The organism is Mesorhizobium sp. WSM2240, from assembly GCF_040438645.1.
GTDB lineage: Bacteria > Pseudomonadota > Alphaproteobacteria > Rhizobiales > Rhizobiaceae > Allomesorhizobium.
In genome coordinates this window covers 2,499,489-2,516,868 of record NZ_CP159253.1, presented here as the reverse complement: position 1 = coordinate 2,516,868, position 17,380 = coordinate 2,499,489, and the positions used below count along the sequence as shown (strand labels likewise).

At 61.0% G+C, this 17,380-nt stretch carries 16 protein-coding genes; 4 read left to right on the top strand and 12 right to left on the bottom strand.

Annotation, left to right across the window (positions count from 1 at the left end; translation table 11 throughout):
• Positions 1 to 16: 16 nt before the first annotated feature.
• The 10 genes from ABVK50_RS12265 to ABVK50_RS12220 form a co-directional block, all read right to left on the bottom strand.
• Positions 17 to 2,800, bottom strand: coding sequence for a valine--tRNA ligase (locus ABVK50_RS12265; protein WP_353641297.1), 2,784 nt, complete (start codon positions 2,798 to 2,800; stop codon positions 17 to 19).
• 151 nt (positions 2,801 to 2,951) lie between these two features.
• A complete protein-coding gene (locus ABVK50_RS12260) occupies positions 2,952 to 3,800 on the bottom strand; it encodes a PopZ family protein (RefSeq protein WP_353641298.1) in 849 nt (282 codons plus the stop codon).
• 271 nt (positions 3,801 to 4,071) lie between these two features.
• On the bottom strand, positions 4,072 to 5,472 hold the full coding sequence (locus tag ABVK50_RS12255; RefSeq protein WP_353641299.1) for a TolC family outer membrane protein: 1,401 nt from the start codon (positions 5,470 to 5,472) through the stop codon (positions 4,072 to 4,074).
• 158 nt (positions 5,473 to 5,630) lie between these two features.
• On the bottom strand, positions 5,631 to 6,305 hold the full coding sequence (locus ABVK50_RS12250) for a protein-L-isoaspartate O-methyltransferase (RefSeq protein WP_353641300.1): 675 nt from the start codon (positions 6,303 to 6,305) through the stop codon (positions 5,631 to 5,633).
• Between the two features lie 180 nt (positions 6,306 to 6,485).
• Positions 6,486 to 6,776: a hypothetical protein gene (locus tag ABVK50_RS12245; protein ID WP_353641301.1), complete on the bottom strand. Its 291-nt coding sequence runs from the start codon at positions 6,774 to 6,776 to the stop codon at positions 6,486 to 6,488.
• A gap of 81 nt (positions 6,777 to 6,857) precedes the next feature.
• Positions 6,858 to 7,076: a hypothetical protein gene (locus ABVK50_RS12240; RefSeq protein ID WP_353641302.1), complete on the bottom strand. Its 219-nt coding sequence runs from the start codon at positions 7,074 to 7,076 to the stop codon at positions 6,858 to 6,860.
• 49 nt (positions 7,077 to 7,125) lie between these two features.
• On the bottom strand, positions 7,126 to 7,506 hold the full coding sequence (locus ABVK50_RS12235; RefSeq protein WP_353641303.1) for a DUF1515 family protein: 381 nt from the start codon (positions 7,504 to 7,506) through the stop codon (positions 7,126 to 7,128).
• 125 nt (positions 7,507 to 7,631) lie between these two features.
• Entirely contained in the window at positions 7,632 to 7,925 is a 294-nt protein-coding gene (locus tag ABVK50_RS12230; RefSeq protein WP_353641304.1) for a hypothetical protein, read from the bottom strand.
• The gene (locus tag ABVK50_RS12225; RefSeq protein WP_353641305.1) at positions 7,925 to 8,059 is read right to left on the bottom strand and encodes a hypothetical protein; all 135 of its coding nucleotides are present in this window, start codon (positions 8,057 to 8,059) and stop codon (positions 7,925 to 7,927) included. The genes ABVK50_RS12230 and ABVK50_RS12225 overlap by 1 nt, the downstream gene beginning before the upstream one ends.
• Entirely contained in the window at positions 8,059 to 8,934 is an 876-nt protein-coding gene (locus ABVK50_RS12220) for a hypothetical protein (RefSeq protein ID WP_353641306.1), read from the bottom strand. The genes ABVK50_RS12225 and ABVK50_RS12220 overlap by 1 nt, the downstream gene beginning before the upstream one ends.
• A 364-nt stretch (positions 8,935 to 9,298) precedes the next feature.
• Here ABVK50_RS12220 and ABVK50_RS12215 point away from each other — a divergent pair, with 364 nt between their 5' ends.
• The 4 genes from ABVK50_RS12215 (at position 9,299) to ABVK50_RS12200 (ending at position 14,472) form a co-directional block, all read left to right on the top strand.
• A complete protein-coding gene (locus tag ABVK50_RS12215) occupies positions 9,299 to 10,285 on the top strand; it encodes a putative sugar O-methyltransferase (RefSeq protein ID WP_353641307.1) in 987 nt (328 codons plus the stop codon).
• 161 nt (positions 10,286 to 10,446) lie between these two features.
• Complete coding sequence (locus tag ABVK50_RS12210; RefSeq protein WP_353641308.1) at positions 10,447 to 12,429, top strand: hypothetical protein; 1,983 nt, start codon at positions 10,447 to 10,449, stop codon at positions 12,427 to 12,429.
• Entirely contained in the window at positions 12,422 to 14,308 is a 1,887-nt protein-coding gene (locus tag ABVK50_RS12205; RefSeq protein WP_353641309.1) for a hypothetical protein, read from the top strand. Before ABVK50_RS12210 ends, ABVK50_RS12205 begins: the two co-directional genes overlap by 8 nt.
• Positions 14,305 to 14,472 carry a hypothetical protein gene (locus ABVK50_RS12200; RefSeq protein ID WP_353641310.1) on the top strand — a complete coding sequence of 56 codons (168 nt, stop codon included), beginning with the start codon at positions 14,305 to 14,307 and terminating at the stop codon, positions 14,470 to 14,472. Before ABVK50_RS12205 ends, ABVK50_RS12200 begins: the two co-directional genes overlap by 4 nt.
• A gap of 240 nt (positions 14,473 to 14,712) precedes the next feature.
• Here ABVK50_RS12200 and ABVK50_RS12195 read toward each other — a convergent pair whose 3' ends face one another.
• Positions 14,713 to 15,699 (bottom strand): hypothetical protein, encoded by a 987-nt coding sequence (locus ABVK50_RS12195; protein ID WP_353641311.1) that lies wholly within the window; start codon positions 15,697 to 15,699, stop codon positions 14,713 to 14,715.
• On the bottom strand, positions 15,699 to 17,360 hold the full coding sequence (locus ABVK50_RS12190; protein ID WP_353641312.1) for a hypothetical protein: 1,662 nt from the start codon (positions 17,358 to 17,360) through the stop codon (positions 15,699 to 15,701). Before ABVK50_RS12190 ends, ABVK50_RS12195 begins: the two co-directional genes overlap by 1 nt.
• Between the last annotated feature and the right edge of the window lie 20 nt (positions 17,361 to 17,380).

Sequence of the window (17,380 nt, the reverse complement as noted above, 5' to 3'; positions counted from 1 at the left end):
CAGTATCGAAGCGGGCTCAGGCCTCGCCGCGAACCCTCGCCAACGCCACGTTCAGCCTGGCCTGCGCTTCCTGATATTCGGCGAGCTTTTCGCGCTCGCCAGCCACCACTTCGGGCGCGGCATTGGCGACGAATTTCTCGTTCGACAGCTTCTTGTGGATGCGCGCGACCTCCTCGGTCACCTTGGCCAGTTCCTTCTGCAGCCGCGCGGCCTCCGCATCGAGGTCGATTAGGCTGCCGAGCGGCAGGCAAACAGTCGCTTCGCCGACGACGATCTGCGCAGAGGCCTGCGGCGCGGCGTCGGCATGCGTGACCGCGCCGATCCGCGCCAGCCGCTTGATCGCCGAATCGTGGCGTTCAAGACGGGCGCGGGTTAGATCACTCGCCCCGACAACGACCAGCGGTGCGATCGCCGCCGGCGGCACGTTCATTTCGGAGCGCACCGAGCGTATGCCTGACACCAATTCCACAAGCCAGTTGATCTCGGCCGCCGCCTCGGCATCCTCGAAATCGGGATCGGGCCAGCGCGCATGGCAGATGAGCGACTGCCGCTCCTGCCCTTCGCCCGCCGTGTGGGCCCAGAGCTCTTCCGTGATGAACGGCATCATCGGGTGGAGCAGCTTGTAGATTTCGTCGAGCACGAAGGCGGCGACCGCCTGGCTTTCGGCCTTGGCGGCTTCATCGTCGCCCATGAAAACCGGCTTCAGCAGTTCCAGATACCAGTCGCAGAAGAGGTTCCAGACGAAGCGATAGGCGGCGTTGGCGGCCTCGTTGAAGCGGAACGTTTCGATGCCTTCCGTAATCTCGCGGGTTGCGCGCGTCAGCTCGGTAAGGATCCAGCGGTTGATGGTCAGTTTCGCGTCGCCGAGCCAGAGCTCGTCATTGCGCGCGACGCCGTTCATTTCGGCAAAGCGTGTCGCGTTCCAGAGCTTTGTCCCGAAATTGCGGTAGCCGGCGATGCGGGCCGGATCAAGCTTCACGTCACGTCCCTGCGCTGCCATGCTGGCGAGCGTGAAGCGCAGCGCGTCGGCGCCGTATTCGTCGATCAGTTCGAGCGGGTCGATGACGTTGCCCTTGGACTTCGACATCTTGGCGCCGTTCTTGTCGCGGACCAGCGCATGGACATAGACCGTGTGGAACGGCTCCTCATCCATGAAATGCAGGCCCATCATCATCATGCGGGCGACCCAGAAGAAGATGATGTCGAAGCCGGTGACCAGAACATCCGTCTGGTAGTAGGTCTTCAACTCCGGCGTCTCGTCCGGCCAGCCGAGTGTCGAGAACGGCCACAACGCCGAAGAAAACCAGGTGTCGAGCACGTCTTCGTCGCGGGTCAGGATTTCGCCGGGCTTGAAATTTTCGAGCAGATCCTCGACCACCGCCTTCATCGGCCCTTCATGGGCGATGTAATGCTGGATCGCCGCGCCCAGCGCCTCTTCCTCCGTGCGCTCGACGAAGACGGCGCCGTCCGGGCCGTACCAGGCAGGTATCTGGTGGCCCCACCAGAGTTGGCGCGAGATGCACCAGGGCTGGATGTTCTCCATCCAGTCGAAATAGGTTTTTTCCCAGTTCTTCGGGACGAAATTCGTGCGGCCTTCGCGCACCGAATCCAATGCGGGCCGGGCCAGTTCCTCGGCGTTGACGTACCACTGGTCGGTCAGGAACGGCTCGATCGGCACGCCGCCGCGGTCGCCGTGCGGCACGGCGTGACGGTGCGGCTCGACTTTTTCGAGGAAGCCACCCTCCTCCATGACCCTGACCACCAGCTTGCGCGCCTCGAACCTGTCGAGGCCGTGAAGCTGGTCCCACACCCCCTGACGCAGCGGGTTTGCATCAACACCTTCGAGGAAGTCGTCGTTATCCTTGAGGTTTATCCTCGCCTCGGCCGTGAGGATGTTGATTGCGCGCAGCCTGTGGCGCTTGCCGACCTCGAAATCGTTGAAATCGTGCGCCGGCGTGATCTTGACCGCACCGCTGCCCTTTTCGGGATCGGAATATTCGTCCGCGACGACCGGGATCTTCCTGCCGACGATCGGAAGCAACACGTTCCTGCCGACCCGCTTCCGGTAGCGGTCATCGTCCGGATGGACCGCGACCGCCGTATCGCCGAGCATCGTCTCGGGCCGCGTGGTCGCGACCGTGATGTAGGTGGCGGGGTTTTCCGGATCGAAGGTCTCGCCCTCGATGGGGTAGCGGAAATGCCAGAGATTGCCGTTGATCTCGACCTGCTCGACCTCGAGGTCAGAGATCGCGGTCAGAAGCTTGGGATCCCAGTTCACAAGCCGCTTGTCTTTGTAGATCAGGCCCTGCTTGTAGAGGGTCACGAAGACCTCGATCACCGCCTTGGACAGCCCCTCGTCCATGGTGAAGCGCTCGCGCGACCAGTCGCAGGACGCGCCGAGCCGCTTCAGCTGGTTGAAGATCATGCCGCCGGATTCGGCCTTCCACTCCCAGACCTTTTCGATGAACTGCTCGCGGCCGATCTCGCGCCGGTGGATCTGGCGCTCCATAAGCTGCCTTTCGACCACCATCTGGGTGGCGATGCCGGCGTGATCCATGCCCGGCTGCCACAGCACGTTCTTGCCGCGCATGCGCTCGAAGCGGACGAGAATGTCCTGCAGCGTGTTGTTGAGCGCATGGCCCATATGCAGCGAGCCGGTGACATTGGGCGGCGGAATGACGATGGTGAACGGCTCCGCATCCGGCTCGGCGCCGGCGCCGGCGGCAAAAGCGTCGGCCTCCGCCCAGCGCTTGGCGATTTTCGGCTCGACGACGCCGGCGTCATAGGTCTTTTCAAGCATGGGAAGCGGTCCGCATTTGTCCGGAAATCTAGTCGGTCCGGTGTAAATCGGAAGGGCTTGGTCGAGTCAACAGCGGGCGCCTGCCCGGCCGGCTCCCGAAAGGAAACGCCGCCCGTGGGCGGCGCGTTCCGTCGACGATTTTGCCCGGGATCTATTGCGCTCCGCGCGCGACGCGCTCGATCTCTTCGCGCACGAGCCGCTCGACCAAAGTCGGCAGATTGTTGTCCAGCCAGTCCTGCAGCATCGGCCGCATCATTTCTTCGGCCATCTCGTCGAAGGTCTTCTTGCTTCGCGCGGCGAACGCCTCCGACAATTCGCCGAAGGCGGCGGCGACCTGGCGGCCTGCATGCTCGGAAATGATCGCCGGCCGGGCGACATTGCTCTCCGTGGCCGCGGGAGGGTTCTCGCCGACGAGGTCAGGACCCGCAGAGGGTTCTGTTGCGGAGGTTGGCCGGTCCGACGAACTGGCTTCTGGCTGCGCCGAGGCCGCAATATCCTCCCGCCGCTCCCAGCCGGAAGTGCCGATGTCCGCAGTGGTCAATGCCATTGACGCCTCCGGGGCTGCCGACGCTTCGCGCCAATGTGGTTGCGCCGGCGCTTCGGCCGGCTGCGGGTTTTCGCGGGCCGGCTCGATCGCGGGCGCGGCTTCGGGCTCCGCAGCCGGCATAGTCTCGCCGGCTCGTTTGCGCGCATCGGCGGCGATCTGCGCCTGCACTTCCGCCAGCGTCACCGGCTTCCTCGGCTCCGGGGCCGGATTTGGCGCGCGGAGCTCGGCCCGGAAGGCGTCGACCTCGATGACGGCGCCCTCGCCCTGGACCGGTGCGGCGTCGCGCCCCGCCGGCTCATAAACTGAAGCGGCGCTGTTTGCCGCATCGAGCTCGGCGCGGGCGGTTTCGTCACCGGGTTTGCGGCCCGTGTCGCTGTCTTCGATTATCCTGCGGATGGAAGCGAGAATTTCTTCCATCGAAGGTTCGCGCTGTGCGCTGCCTGCTTGTGCCATCGTCACATCCGCCGCCCTTGTGACCTGTTGCCATGTTCCGTCCGCCAAAAACGGCCGGAAACGAATCATGGCGTCAGCGTAGCGGATGCAGGCAGATACGAGAATCCCCCCAGACGGGCGTTCTGTGATTTCAACAGATTAAGGCGTGTTGTGATTGAGGTGAGGCCGGCCTGCCCTGAATCCCGCCTATCCTGAAGCAGGCCCCGGGCCAGGTCAGGTCCACAAGTGAAAATTGCCGGCCTTCAAGCGATTATGGAGGCAGCGAACGTGCTTAGCGGCCGTCCGGCGTTCTCAGGCCGAACCACATGTCCTTGACGGCCTTGTAATGCTCTTCGGGCTTGTATTCGGCGACCTTGAGCCCGAGGCGGCGGATGGAAAGATCGCCCGCGCCCGACAGAATGGCATAGCTCGCCACCACCAGGTCGCGCTGCGAATTGGCGACGGCAATCTGGGCGTCGATGACATCGGCCTGCGCGTCGAGCACGTCCAGCGTGGTGCGCTGTCCGACATTGCGCTCCTCGATGACGCCGTTGAGCGCAAGTTGCGCCGCCGTTACGGCTTCGCGCGTCGCGGCGAGCGTTTGCTGCGCGGCGATGTATTGTGTCCAGGCCGACGTGACCGCGGCGCGCACCTGATCGCGCTGCACGTCGACCTCGATGCGCGCCTGGCCGAGTGATTCCTTGGACTGGCGCACCTGCGCCGAGGTCCTGCCGCCCTGATAGATCGGCACTGTCAGCGTCGCGCCGATGCTGGCGACATTGCCCGACCCTTCGGTGACGCCCGGAAGTCCCAGTTGGTCAACGGCATGCCGTTCGGTGAAACTCCGCCCTACGCTTGCGTTGGCCGAAACCTGCGGCAGCAACTGGCCTTCGGCCGACTTCACCGTAAAGCCGGCTGCGTCGACCAGATGCTCCGTCGCCATGATGGCGGGATGCCGACTCGAGGCGATGCCGATCGCCTGGTCGAGACTGTTCGGGAGAAGCTTGGCGAGCGGCGCTGCCGCCTCCAGCCGGCCCGGCTCCTCGCCGACGATCTGACGGTAGATTGCGGCGCTCGACCGCGCCTGCGCCCGCGCCGCGGCGACCCGCGCGACGGCGGCCGAACGGCTGGCGTCGGCCTGGGCCACGTCGGTGCGGGTGCCTTCTCCGACTTCGAAGCGCGAGCGGGCGGCGCGCGCCTGCTCCGACAGGAACTCAAGATTGCGCTCCAGCAGCACCGCCACCTGCCGGTCGCGAATCACGTCCATATAGGCGCTGGCCGCGTTGAACAGGATGTTCTGCTCGGTGTTGCGCAGGCTTTCATTGGAGGCGAACACCCGCGATTCGGCGGCCGCGACATTGTTCTTGGTCTGGAATCCGTCGAACAGCATCTGGTTGATCTGGACGCCGAACGATCCGGTGGTGAGCCTGGTGCCCATTTGCGAGGAGTAGTCGATGCTCGCCACGCCGTTTATCGTCGGCCGGTAGCCGGATTTGGCTATCGCCACGCCTTCATCGGTCACCCGCACGCCGGCGCGGGCCGAATTGAGCGTCGAATTGAGCTGATATGCCTTGGTGAGCGCGCCGAAGATTGTCTCGGCGGATGCGGTCAGTGGAGAAAGCGCCGTCGTTGAAAAGAAGATCGCGGCAAGAATACCCTGGCGTACAGACACGAGTAGAATCCCCTCATTCATTTCGGCAGAAAGCCGCTGGCTCACCGCCTGATGCAGCCGTCAGCCGTAACGTATTCTGCTTGCTGCCGATCGCTCCCGTCCCCGGTTACGACGATTCGACAATTCAAAACTCAAAGCCAACATGGCGATGCGACAGGCGCAAGACAATAAGAATCGGCTCAGAATTCAAATGTGCGGACGCGTTCAAACCCCGGCAGTGGCTTAATTGCCGCATTGAAGGCGCTGCGTCCGCTGACCTCTCCGGCCGTCTTCAGGTAGATGCGGGCAACGCCGGCATTGCCCTGCCCGACCACGACAACCAGACGTCCGCCCTCCTTCAACTGATCGAAAAACGCCTGAGACACCTCCTCCACGGAACCGCCGGCGAAGATCACGTCATAGGGCGCCTCCGAGGCGTAACCTTCACGCAATGGGCCCTGCACCACCACGACATTGTCGTAGCCGAGTTCGGCAAGGGCGTCTGTGGCGAATTCGGCGAGCGCGGAATCGCTTTCGAGCGCGATCACGGAACTGGCGAGCCTGGAGAGTACGGCGGAGCAGTATCCGGTGCCGCAGCCGACATCGAGCACGAAATCGGAAGGTTTCACCTCGGCGAGTTGCACCAGCTTGGCAAAGGGCGACGGCTCCATCAGATAACGCGGGCAGCGGTCGCCGTCCGGCGCCGCGATCTGAATGTCCTCGTCGATATAGGCTAGGCTGCGCTGCCTGGCCCTGACGAAGGCTTCGCGGGGCACGGTCAGCATGGCGTCGAGCAAGGCCGGGTTGGTCACGTCCGTGGTGCGGATCTGGCCGTCGACCATTTTCCGGCGTTGTTCGGAATAGTCAGTGTTCATGTCCAAACGACCCGCTGGCGGCGCATTTCAAACGCGTTTTCATTCCGGGTAGAACGGACAACCTTCACGTGCTGAAGGCTGCGGCGGCATTGGAGGCCTCGCCCGGAAGCCGCGATCTCAATCCGTTCAACCACTTCGGCGACGGTGTGGCAAAATTCGCGATCACCGTCAATCAATGACTTAGCGGACGTGCTGCCACACCCATCGACCCTTCGACTTGATGTACGGATTGACCCAGCCAGTCGAGCTCGAAGGCGGTGTCTTGATGAGGCCGATCTTCTTGCCGCCGCATTTCGAACATTTCAGCTTTGGCACCAGGTCGTCGTGCAGGGTCGAATGATCCGGGCCCAGCCTTTCGCGCAGCTTCACCAGGTCAAGCGCCTGATTGTGTTGGCAGTTCCAATTGTGGCAATGGGCATGCAGCTTATAGCCGCCGTCGATGAGTTCCTGAACCGTGTTGAAGCTGATCATGCCGGATTTATATGGCAGCCTTTCTGAAACGCAAAAGCCCGCTACTCTTTTCGGAGCAGCGGGCCATTGCGCCGGACGGGATCAGTCGGCCGGCGTGAACTCGAGATAGTACTCCTTACCGGGCTCGAACTGGATTGCAGCGTTCGGATTGTCGACGTTCATGCGAAGCTCTCCCCAGGGCGTCGCCTGGGTGAAGCGGCCATTCTCGGACTGGATGTCTTCGGAATAGACGGTGTGCAGGAAGACGGTAGTCCCCTCTTTAGCACTGCATCTGAACTTCGCTCTTACTCGGACCGTCATCGGTCTTCTCCTTCGTTGAATGCCGAGGAAACCGCCCCGGCTCGGATTCTTACGGCGGCGGCCGGCCGGTCATCCAGGTGTAGATCCCGATCGCCCAGCCGGCGAGTGTGACCACGCCGATGCCTATCCTGATCAGCCAGTGGCCGAGCGTGCCCGCGCCGAGCGCCTGCTGGCGCAGGGAAATGACGTCTTCCGTGACTGCCTCCACGCCTTCCACCTTGTTCTTGACCGTAAGCATATCGGTCTCGAGGTGGGTGGTTCGCAGCACCACCTCATCCAGTCGCCTGTGCACATTGGCGCGGCTGGTGGCGCTGGCAACCTCCGATTCGCCCATGTCGTTCTTGAGATCGTCGACCTTTTCGTTGATTGCTCTGACGGTTCCGGTGAGTTCACCAAGCATCTTGTAGATTTCGTTCAGGCTCGCCGCCATCAGTCCTGCCCCTGCCCGAGCCAGATCATTTCCAGCACCCTGCCCGGCTGCCGGCGCGATCGTTGCCGAGCACGCGCTCATACCCCGACCGATCAGCCTGGATGAGCGCCACCGTGCCGGCCGGACTAAGGTTCGCCTTCACGAACGGGCCGCAGCTGCTCACAGGCGTCGACCGGCAGGCCGCTCCCGCGCATGCCCACCACACAAAGATCATAGTCAGACAGAGTTTGGAGCGTCGCATCGTCGCCCTTCCTTTCCAGTGTTGCCTTGCCGTCAGCGACGGCCACCTCAGCGACGCGCCGGTCATAGCCGGCACCATCCCCTTCCGCGTATCCGACCAGGTACGCCGCTGACCCGGTGGCGAGCGCCCCGGCCGTGAAGCCGGCGCCGAGCTTGATCCAGTCGAACAGACCGAACATCAGAGCACCAACCACACGACGGCCGCCACGACCGCCAACGACGCCGGCCAGTGGTGCAGCGCGATACGCCAGGACAGACCGGCGGCAATACGCGGAGCGAGCAGCGCCCAGAAAATGGGATCGTTGCCGCCCATCAGCCCGCCTCCACCGCATCGCGGATGTCCTTGACGGCCGCGATGATCTGGCTGCGCAGCGCGATCAGGATCAGCAGAACGACGATAAGCACCACGCCGCCCGCCACGATCGCCTGCCAGTCCATTCCCGCCAGCCAGCCGAGGCCGAGCGCGCCGGAGCCGAAAAGCCCGGTCAGCCACTGCCAGAAGCCGGACTTCTCCTTGACCTTCTCCTCGACCTTGTCCGGCACGACCGGTTTATCGACTTGGACTTGGACAGGAACCTCCACCTTCACCGGCCTTTCGACGATCACCTTGTCGGATGCAGGGATCTCGCCGGCCAGCGCGGCGCGCAGCTCGCGGCTGACATCGATGCGCTTGCCGCTCTTCCAGTCGATGTGGCCGGTCGGCTTGACGCGCGTCCACTCGGTCATCCTGCCGTCGTTCGACCATTTGCCATCGAAGAACAGGTCGCGCTCGGCCTTCCGGCGAGGGATGATTTCCTTGGGCTTGGAATAGTTCATGAAGGCCTCCTTCGCCTCTGCGATCCGGCCCGCCTTGAAATGCTTGACCCAGACGGCCTTGCCGATCTCGCCGGTATTCCAGTGGAAGGACAGCGCGGCGGCGAACTGCGCCCGGGTCAGCGCCACACCCTTGAACACGCGGCGCACCTCTTCGGCATAGTTGTCGAGCGCCCAGACATAGACGCGCAGGCAATGCTCGAGCGACTGCGGCTTGCCGATATAGCGCTCGACCATGTGGCCCGTCGCGGATGTCAGCCCGACGCTCCAGGTCCACTTGCCGACGCTGTCCTTGTAGGCCTGGCGCACGATCGCCTCGTGCGAGGCCACTTCCATGGCGACGTCGTAGTCGACGCGCAGAGCGAGCACGGTCATTGCTGTTTCCTTTCAGCGTTGAGTTTTCAGAGGGGGTATGCGAGGGGTGAGCGGGGCTGGTGGGGCGCCACCTCAGGAGGGTATGCTAATGTTCACCTACATAGATGGTGGATTTTGGCTGGGCGCACTGGTGATGGTTGTCGCCATAGTCACTGTTGACCGACTGATCGGCCGCCTACTCAGCCGACCCAGGGGAAGGCGGTGAGTTTGCGCACTCTGGAGATCCAGTAGCGCGTGTTCGTTGCTGTTCGGCGTTGAGTTTTCATAAAGCTTGTGCGAGACGAGCCCGGCCGGGGGCTCGGCGGCGCGCGTCGCGCGTCAATGCGAGTAGTTTGGGCGGCGACTGTCGGCTTAGGGAGATCTTGTGACTGATCGCAAACAAGTAGACGACGATTTGCCTCTTCTTGAGCAAATGCTGTCCGATCATCAGCAGGCAGGCTCGATCTACCAGACCACCAATTATTGGGCCGATAAAAATGCGCGCCTTGTTGAGTATCTCCGCACGCATGGGCTCGTGAACTTCCGAACACCATCAAGGGATCCGGCAGACCCGCGGCGGGTTTTCACGTCTTTCGGCGCGACTGACGACGAGCCGCAGTTGTCACCCGATGCGATGATGAAACTGCTCCAGCGCCATTCCGGCGGATCGCCCGCACGAGACGTCCGTTTCATGCCGGCCTCAAAAGTTGGCGGACCATTGGGGTTTATGTTCCGGGGGCGCTTTTATACGACATCGTGGCTCAACTACTACCTTAGATACGTCTATGTTTCCCGATTCATAAACCTGTCTCGAAAGGTCATTATTGAGATCGGTCCCGGGAGCGGAAAGCAGGCCCATTTGCTGAAGCTCGCCCACCCAAACTGCACCATCGTCGTTCTCGATATTCCGCCCCAATCATATGTGGCAAACCAGTACCTCTCGGCAGTGCTTGGCGATGATCTGATCGGCTATGACAAAACACGAAACTTCAGTTCCGCTGCGGATTTCATCCCAGGTAAGGTGCACGTCCTGTGCAACTGGCAGATAGAAATCATCAGAAACTTCAAATTCGACTTGCTTTGGAACGCCGCGAGTTTCCAGGAAATGGAGCCCGATGTCGTGCGCCATTATCTGAAAGCCTGCTCAAAGGCGTCCAATGTCTATTTGATGGAGACCATGACTGGACAAACTGTTGCGCCTAGCGCAGGAGAACACGGCGTGCTGAAACCTACAACATTCGAAACATATCGATCTGCCTTGAAGAACTACGAACTTCAGGACATGTTCGCGGCACCACTTGCTACCCCGATTCACCCGATAAACTACCACTACGTCGATTCCTTCTGGTCAAGGCGCAGTCCTAAATCATGACACAGTCAACAAAATCGGCTCTCCCAAAAAGGGTGACGACCATTCAACGCATAAAAAAACTGATCCCGGTTCAGTTCCACGGGCCCCTGGGGAGAGTCTACCGCGCCGTGAAACGGCTGCGGGACCCAGCGCGGGCGCTACGAGCAGCGCGGCAGGCCACAATGGCACCCGCGCTCCGAGCGGCGCGGCAAGCCACGGCGGCTCCCGCAGAGGCAGTTATCGCCAAGGCCGTTGAAGCTCTCCCGGTTGAGCTCGTCCCGCTAAACGCGGAAATGCTGAAAGCCAGCCTCTTGTCCTCCTTGAGAAAGGGGCGAATTGATGGAGATGCCAAGCGGCTTGTGACTGCACACTTAGGGGCACCTCCAGCTGATCAAAAGACGATCATCATGGTGCTCCTGACGCTCATCGCCCCAAGGCGTATCCCCGAATTCCTCTCATCATTTGAGGAGGCGGATAAGGATCCATCGCTTCATATAAAGATCGCACATCGGGCAATGGAGTGCGGCGACATCGCGACTGCCCGTGGGTCCCTCGGCAAAGCTAGAGATTTGGAAGGCGCACATCGAGCCATCGAGTTGGAAATCGCTGAGGCCACTTTGGCATCGATGGTGGAAGATGCCGGAACCGCTTCTACCGCAATCTCCAAGATCCTCGATCATCCGGAGGCCACATTCAAAGACCTAGTGAGCGGGTTGAGCCTGGCGGACGGGACCTGCTCTGAACTGATTCCGCAGTTCCTGCAAAAAATGCAGGAGATCGCACACGGCGCCCACCGACTTACGGTTGCAAGGCAGATATACGAATTCGGTGACGATCCCAATGTTGGCATGAGAGAGATGGCCGCCCTTCTGCATGACAAGAAGCTCTCGGAAAACTCGGCCTATTGGATAGCTCGATACCTGCGCCACGCCGGTTATCTGCCCGAAGCAGCCGCGATGTTCTCTGCCCTGGCGCAAAAGAACGCGCAAAACCCAAAGCCCCATCTGGAGCTGGCCGAGATCGCCATTGAAGACGGCGATTACAGGCGGGCCCTGAAGCTCGTTGGTAAGGCTCGACAGCTCACGCCGGCCGACAAGCTATTGTTCTCCCCGGCTGAGTTCACCGCATACGCCGCAATGGGAAAGTTCGACACCGCGTGGTCGTTGTACAAAAAGCGGGCCACCCATCAGCAGATGCAGCAGGGCTACCTTCAGGACCGGTACTACTCCAACTTCGATAAGTGGCTGGCTTCCGACAATCGCATGCTTGTTGCGGTTTCCGGCCTCGGCGATGAGATACGCTGGTCTTCGGGGTATTCTCACCTCCCCTACGGACGGGAACAACAGGTGATCACCTGTGATCCGCGACTTCACCCCCTATTCGTGCGATCGTTCCCCTCCCTGCAGTTCCTGCCGGTCAAGCGGCGATACAAGGTGGTGAACCGGATTGCAGGCCCCAATTACGACAACGTTCCGACTGCGGAGCTCACGTATTTCTTCGACAACAGCGGCTGGGATGCAGCGCTCCGTTCCGACCGCGTGACCACGATGTATGACGCCGTGGGCTCATTGCTTCCGGCGAGGGAGGCGTTTGGCCAAAAGGAGCCCCTTTTGATTGCTGACCCTGAGAAGGTGAAGCAGTGGGCCGCCAAGCTGCCGACGAATAATCTGCCGAAGATCGGGCTTTCGTGGCGAAGCGACCTTCTAAGCTACGCCCGCACCCAACATTATACCGAAATCGACTCCATCCTCGATTTGATCCGGTCACGGCGTGCCCACTGGTATATCCTGCAGAGCGAGCTTACCGACGAAGAGAGGCAGCGCGTGCTTGAGGCCGCCGGCGGCAATGCTGTTTTCGCCAAGGATATATGCGACATCAGAGATGACATGGACGGCACCGCGGCCTTTTTGAAGTGCCTGGACGTTGTTGTAGCTCCAGCTACCGCTAATCTGGAGCTGGCCGGCGCGGTCGGAACGCCGGCGGTATTAATGTCTCGCAGCAATCACGTCTCATGGCGTATCCTCGAGGATTCCCGCGATATTTGGTTCAGCAACGTTGTCCACGCTCAAGTGCCGCTTTCTCTCGATCTGACTGGCCGGAGGCTGGTCGGCGTGGTGCATGACAAGATCGCAGCGATTATAGCAGGAGACACTGCGAATGGTTGAATTGCATTTGCCTGTGGATGTCGCCGATTGGCTTGCTGAAAACTCCACTGAAAAGGACATTCAGCAAACCGTTCAGCGCCTAGGTAAGCAGAATTCCCTACGCCGCGCGGCTAACATCGTGAATTCAGCACGGTGGTCGCGTTCTTCCGCCCTGAATCGACACCGCCTGCTGCGGACGCTCCTGAACGGTGGGTTGTACGATCGCAGCGCAGAGATATGCACATCGATTATCAACGAAGCTGATATCGCCACAAACCATCCCAAAATAGAGCACATGGCAGGCCACACACTGGGCCTCATACAGCAGTTTCGGGTGGGCTCAGAGTTCCTGGCCCGAGCTCCGCGCCCAGCTTCCCCGAAGGGTCTCGTGATTTTCTACAACGTGCAGAACCCAATCGTGTCGGGTTTGATGGTTCCGCTGGCGTTCGAGTTGAGCAAACAAGGCTATCCATCCGTGGCCGCGGTCGCCTCTACCATCGCCACACCCGCCACTGGCATACAGGCATTCGACGACCTAAGCGGCTGCATCGCTCCCGACGGGCAGTCATTTGTCGAGGAGACATCCACAGACCAACTGCGGCACAAATGGAACATTGACTGGCGGGCGGGCGTCGCAGAGGTGAATGGCATCAACTACTTCGCCTACCTCCACGAGCGGGTCGCACAAAAGGCCAGAAGATACACGATCGATATTGCCGAGGATCCCGATTCCTCGCAGTACTTTGCGGTGCTCCTGAAGCAGTCCGATGTCGCTTTGACGCTGTGCGAAAAACTACTCCGGCTTTCGGAAACCGGGCTTCCCATCCGTATAGGGGTAATGGACAGCCATTTTGCGCCAGCCGGCATCATCCGTCAGTGGTGCTATGAAGTGGGAGCGAAACATGACATCCATGCCGTCGCGATGGGCGTCTCTTACGAGAACTATTTCAGCAATCTGAGTACTTCGGCAGCCAGCACTCTCGTCATAGATGACATGACGGCTCAACCGAACCTTCGGGCGCCTGTCCTCGGAGGGGCCTACCGGTTCAAGCAGTTCCTCGCCGAAAATCCCCATATGGCTGAAGACGCGGACGAGACTGTCCTTTCGTGGATCACCCAAAACCGCAGCCTTTCCGAGGCCGGCTCGGAGGAACGGCAAGCGATCATCAAGCGGATCCGGGACGTTCGATCGAAAGGCAGAAAAGTCTTTCTCTCCATGGGCAAAGTGAGCATCGATTTTGCCGCACCGGGCGACAGAGGATTGGCTCATTCCGATTTCATTGATTGGATGAGCCATCTCATTGCGTCAGTTGCGAAGACGGACAACCTCCTTCTGATCAAGCCCCACCCTCATGAACTGCGTAAAGAGATCGTCGTCGACGGAGTCCAGATGCTTAGGGATTTGATCCCTAGTGACCTTCCGGACAACGTGATATTTCTGCCCCACAGCGCCTTCAATAGCCACGAAATGGCAAGCGATATCGATGCGGTCTTTCTCTGGAACGGGATGGGCACCGTCGAATTTCCGATCCTGGGCGTTCCGGTGGTGCCAGCTAGCATCTGGAACGAGCATGACTATCCGGTGGGGACAGACGTCCTGAAAACACGCCAGGAGTATGAACAGTTTCTGTCAGGAAAGCGGCAGATCGCCGTCACTCCCGAACTGCGCAGACTGTGTGCGGGTTATCTGCGCTTCCTCCGCAGCGACAGCATGGGGATACCATTCCGGTATGTACGCCGCGCCGCCGTCAACGCTTACGTCGGGCCCCCAATTTTGTACGAAGACGAACTCGACAGCCTGGAGAAGCGCGGCGACCCATATGTGGAACGGGCCGCTCAGCGGTTCTTCTGGTTTACTCGCACTAATCGAGCAACCAAGAAAAAGAGAAAGCGCGCATGAACAAGAAAAAGAGAGATATCGCCTATGAGGCGGTCAAATCCGTACACGACGGTCCGCTTCCTAGCTTCTGCGATGACATCGAGGATGAGGCGTTCGAGGAATACGAGCGCCGTCACTGGAGCGAGGAACAGCTACTTGAAACGCCTCACGCCGGCACGGCGTAGGACCGCGCTAGCTGCTTATGTCATCTTTCGTCACGGTGGCCGAACCGGCGCAACGTCTCCCGCCTTCTGCCGTGACGTGAGAACCGAACCCGCTTGTTCCGCCAGCCTGGTTATCGGCGGCACTGCCTATACCACCTCTCCCGCCTTCTGCGACTGTCACGACGGCACACCCCTGAGGCTTCACCCAAGTGCCTGATGTGGTGAATAGCTGTGTCTTCATTGCGATTTCCTCTCCAATGTTTATGCTGGCGGCACGGCGTAGTGATAGCCGTTGCCGATCGATGACGAGCTGTTGAACCAGATGTACCAAGTCCCGTTCAGCTCATAAAATCCGGCATTGAAGGGGTTCGTATCCCACTCTCCGATATTGCGCGGGACCAATTCTCTGCGGAGCGTGAAGTTCTCCCCGTCCTCCGACGTGGCGTACATGATGGCCCGAACGGTATCGAGCGGGCTGTACAGGATGTGATAGAGCTCGTCGTCTGCGTCGTACCAGGCATCACCGAGAAAGCTCGACCCGTCCCGGTAAAGGTGATCGTCCCGCAACCGCGTCCATGGCCCTCGAATATTACCTGACAATGAAACGGCACACATAAGGCCGCGCACCGATGAAGCGTCCTGCCCGGTGTAGTAGAGCCTCGGCAAGCCATCGTGGCCGGCTGGAACCAGACGGGGCACATACAAATCAAGCGCGTCCCCGACCGGTCCTCGGTCAAGAACAATGCCCTGCTTGGTCAGGGTTTTTCCATCTGCCGAGGTGAACTGGCAAACCGTGACCTCATCGCCACCGGAGCCGCTGCCGTTGGCGTTGCCCTGGTAGTAGCCGACGAACTCGGTTCCGTCGAAGTAGACGGAAGTGATTTGGGCATCGCCCCAATCTGGCGAACCTTCTAGGCCGAGATCGAGAACAGGGTCGGCAGAATACCGCGTCCATGTGTCGAAATCCGTTCCGAGCGCAAGCCCGCTGCGATCTTCCACGCTGGTCGCGATATAGTACTGATAATATTTGCCGTCGCCGTCCTGATATGGGCTGCGGTCTAGATTGCGGGCGATGACCGGCATAAAGATGTTCGTGCCGTCAAAGCCGCTGCCATCAGGAACCAGCGCCGGTGCGGCGGCGCGTAGCCAGGTCGCCCGCTCTAATGGAAGCAGCCCCGGAGAGACGTTGGAGCCGATGCCTTGGAGGAATCTGACGCCGCCAAGCCCGACAATGCCTGGCATCAACATCAGTAGTACTCCCAAACTATTACGATGCCATCGGCGCCGTTGCCGCCGGCCCGAGCGGCTGCAGCAGCGCCGACCGCTCCGGACCCGCCACCGCCGTAATTCTGGCCAGCAGTGCCTATATTGTTGGTTGGTTGCCCGACACGAGAGCCCAAGACGGTCTCGCCGCCCGAGCCCGTCGGGATGCGTAGTCCTGCAGAAACAATGCCTGGGCCTCCGGCACCTCCTCTGATCTGGAAGTCACTGCCGGTGCCACCGGTTCCGCCGGCGCCCCCGGTATTTAGCAGTGTGCCCGTCGAGGCCGATGAACCTGTGCCTCCAGAGCCGCCATTGACCGAGGCGTGAGAGCCGAAGCTTGATGCCGTACCCGCCGACCCGTTGTTGTTTCCAGCCAAGCCGCCCGCGCCGCCCGCACCTCGCGTTACCGTCTCAGTTGCTCCCAGAGCGGAAGTGATCCACTTCTTGCCGTATTGACCGCCGCCGCCACCACCAGCGCATGCGTTGCCAGTCGTGGAATCAGCGGCGCCCCCACCGCCGCCGCCGCCGCCGACAATTTCGATCATGACCGCCCGGCAACCGGCCGGCTTCGTCCATGTGCCGCTTGTTGTGAATATCTGCCTTGAGCCGAGAAGGTATCCGATCTGGCTGCTTTCAAGAGCGCCAAGGAGAGTCCATTCATCGGTGGCCATCTTCACGGCTTGGAAAACAGCGCCTTCGCTGGCTGACTTAGCAATCACGCCGTCAGGAAAGCGAACAGTAACGCCAACCCCGCCGGCTACGGTGATTTGCCCGGCAGCCACCTGCTCGAACGTCAGTACCGTTCCAAGGTCAAAGGCAACGTCGGCGTTAGCTGGGATCGTCAGCGCCACTCCAGTCGGGTCAGACAGGCGCTTGATCTTGCTCGTGGCGTCTCCGATGACCGGGGTATAGGTGGCGGCCGTTACCAGTTCCGGTATCAGATCGCCGGAATAGGTCGCAGCTTCGAGCGCGTACTCCCTCGCCGATTTTGTGCCAGGGCCATCCGGCTCCGTGCCTTCAGCCCACGCCTCCGCGAGGACAGCCGCCGCCTCGGCAGCTGCTTGAATAGCAGCGTTTGCCTGATCAGAGAGCAACCGGTAGCTGGTGCCATCAAACGAGAACGATGGGTTCATCCCAATCGTCAGACCGCCCGCCGCGATCTGGTTGCCGGAATTCGTCAGCAGCGGGATACCGTTCAGCGTCACATTGCCGGTGTTGGCGGCCGTGATATTGACTGAATAGAGTTGCGCCCCGGCCGTCGTGTAGACCGGCCCTGTCGCGGTCGCCACGATCGCATCGGCGGTGCCCGCGCCGGCATTGGCGAACTTGACTACGCCGTATCCGGGCACGTCGCCCTCGCGCGTCCAGCCAGCTACGCCCGCCGCCGATGACTTGCGGTAAAGGCCGTTGTTTGCTTGGGTGGCGTCGCCAAGCACAAGCGCCGGCGTATCGATCGCAGGAGCAGCATCGGCGTCCATCGCCGCCTTGTCTTCATAGATCTTGCCGCCCGCTGCGAGAACCGCCGCGATCAGCCGCTCGATCTCCGTTCCCCAGACCTGCATGTCCTTCGGCGCGATCTGCCGCGAGGTTCCGTCCGCATTGAAAGGCGACGCCCACACGTTCGCGAGCTTCGTGAAGATGCTCATTCAAAGTCTCCAGATTGTCA

Bases quoted from the DNA above. Each gene is read 5' to 3' on its own strand.
- ABVK50_RS12265 (WP_353641297.1), bottom strand. From the start codon at position 2,800: ATGCTTGAAAAGACCTATGACGCCGGCGTCGTCGAGCCGAAAATCGCC.
- ABVK50_RS12260 (WP_353641298.1), bottom strand. From the start codon at position 3,800: ATGGCACAAGCAGGCAGCGCACAGCGCGAACCTTCGATGGAAGAAATT.
- ABVK50_RS12255 (WP_353641299.1), bottom strand. From the start codon at position 5,472: ATGAATGAGGGGATTCTACTCGTGTCTGTACGCCAGGGTATTCTTGCC.
- ABVK50_RS12250 (WP_353641300.1), bottom strand. From the start codon at position 6,305: ATGAACACTGACTATTCCGAACAACGCCGGAAAATGGTCGACGGCCAG.
- ABVK50_RS12245 (WP_353641301.1), bottom strand. From the start codon at position 6,776: ATGATCAGCTTCAACACGGTTCAGGAACTCATCGACGGCGGCTATAAG.
- ABVK50_RS12240 (WP_353641302.1), bottom strand. From the start codon at position 7,076: ATGACGGTCCGAGTAAGAGCGAAGTTCAGATGCAGTGCTAAAGAGGGG.
- ABVK50_RS12235 (WP_353641303.1), bottom strand. From the start codon at position 7,506: ATGGCGGCGAGCCTGAACGAAATCTACAAGATGCTTGGTGAACTCACC.
- ABVK50_RS12230 (WP_353641304.1), bottom strand. From the start codon at position 7,925: ATGTTCGGTCTGTTCGACTGGATCAAGCTCGGCGCCGGCTTCACGGCC.
- ABVK50_RS12225 (WP_353641305.1), bottom strand. From the start codon at position 8,059: ATGGGCGGCAACGATCCCATTTTCTGGGCGCTGCTCGCTCCGCGTATT.
- ABVK50_RS12220 (WP_353641306.1), bottom strand. From the start codon at position 8,934: ATGACCGTGCTCGCTCTGCGCGTCGACTACGACGTCGCCATGGAAGTG.
- ABVK50_RS12210 (WP_353641308.1), top strand. From the start codon at position 10,447: ATGGCACCCGCGCTCCGAGCGGCGCGGCAAGCCACGGCGGCTCCCGCA.
- ABVK50_RS12205 (WP_353641309.1), top strand. From the start codon at position 12,422: ATGGTTGAATTGCATTTGCCTGTGGATGTCGCCGATTGGCTTGCTGAA.
- ABVK50_RS12200 (WP_353641310.1), top strand. From the start codon at position 14,305: ATGAACAAGAAAAAGAGAGATATCGCCTATGAGGCGGTCAAATCCGTA.
- ABVK50_RS12195 (WP_353641311.1), bottom strand. From the start codon at position 15,699: ATGTTGATGCCAGGCATTGTCGGGCTTGGCGGCGTCAGATTCCTCCAA.
- ABVK50_RS12190 (WP_353641312.1), bottom strand. From the start codon at position 17,360: ATGAGCATCTTCACGAAGCTCGCGAACGTGTGGGCGTCGCCTTTCAAT.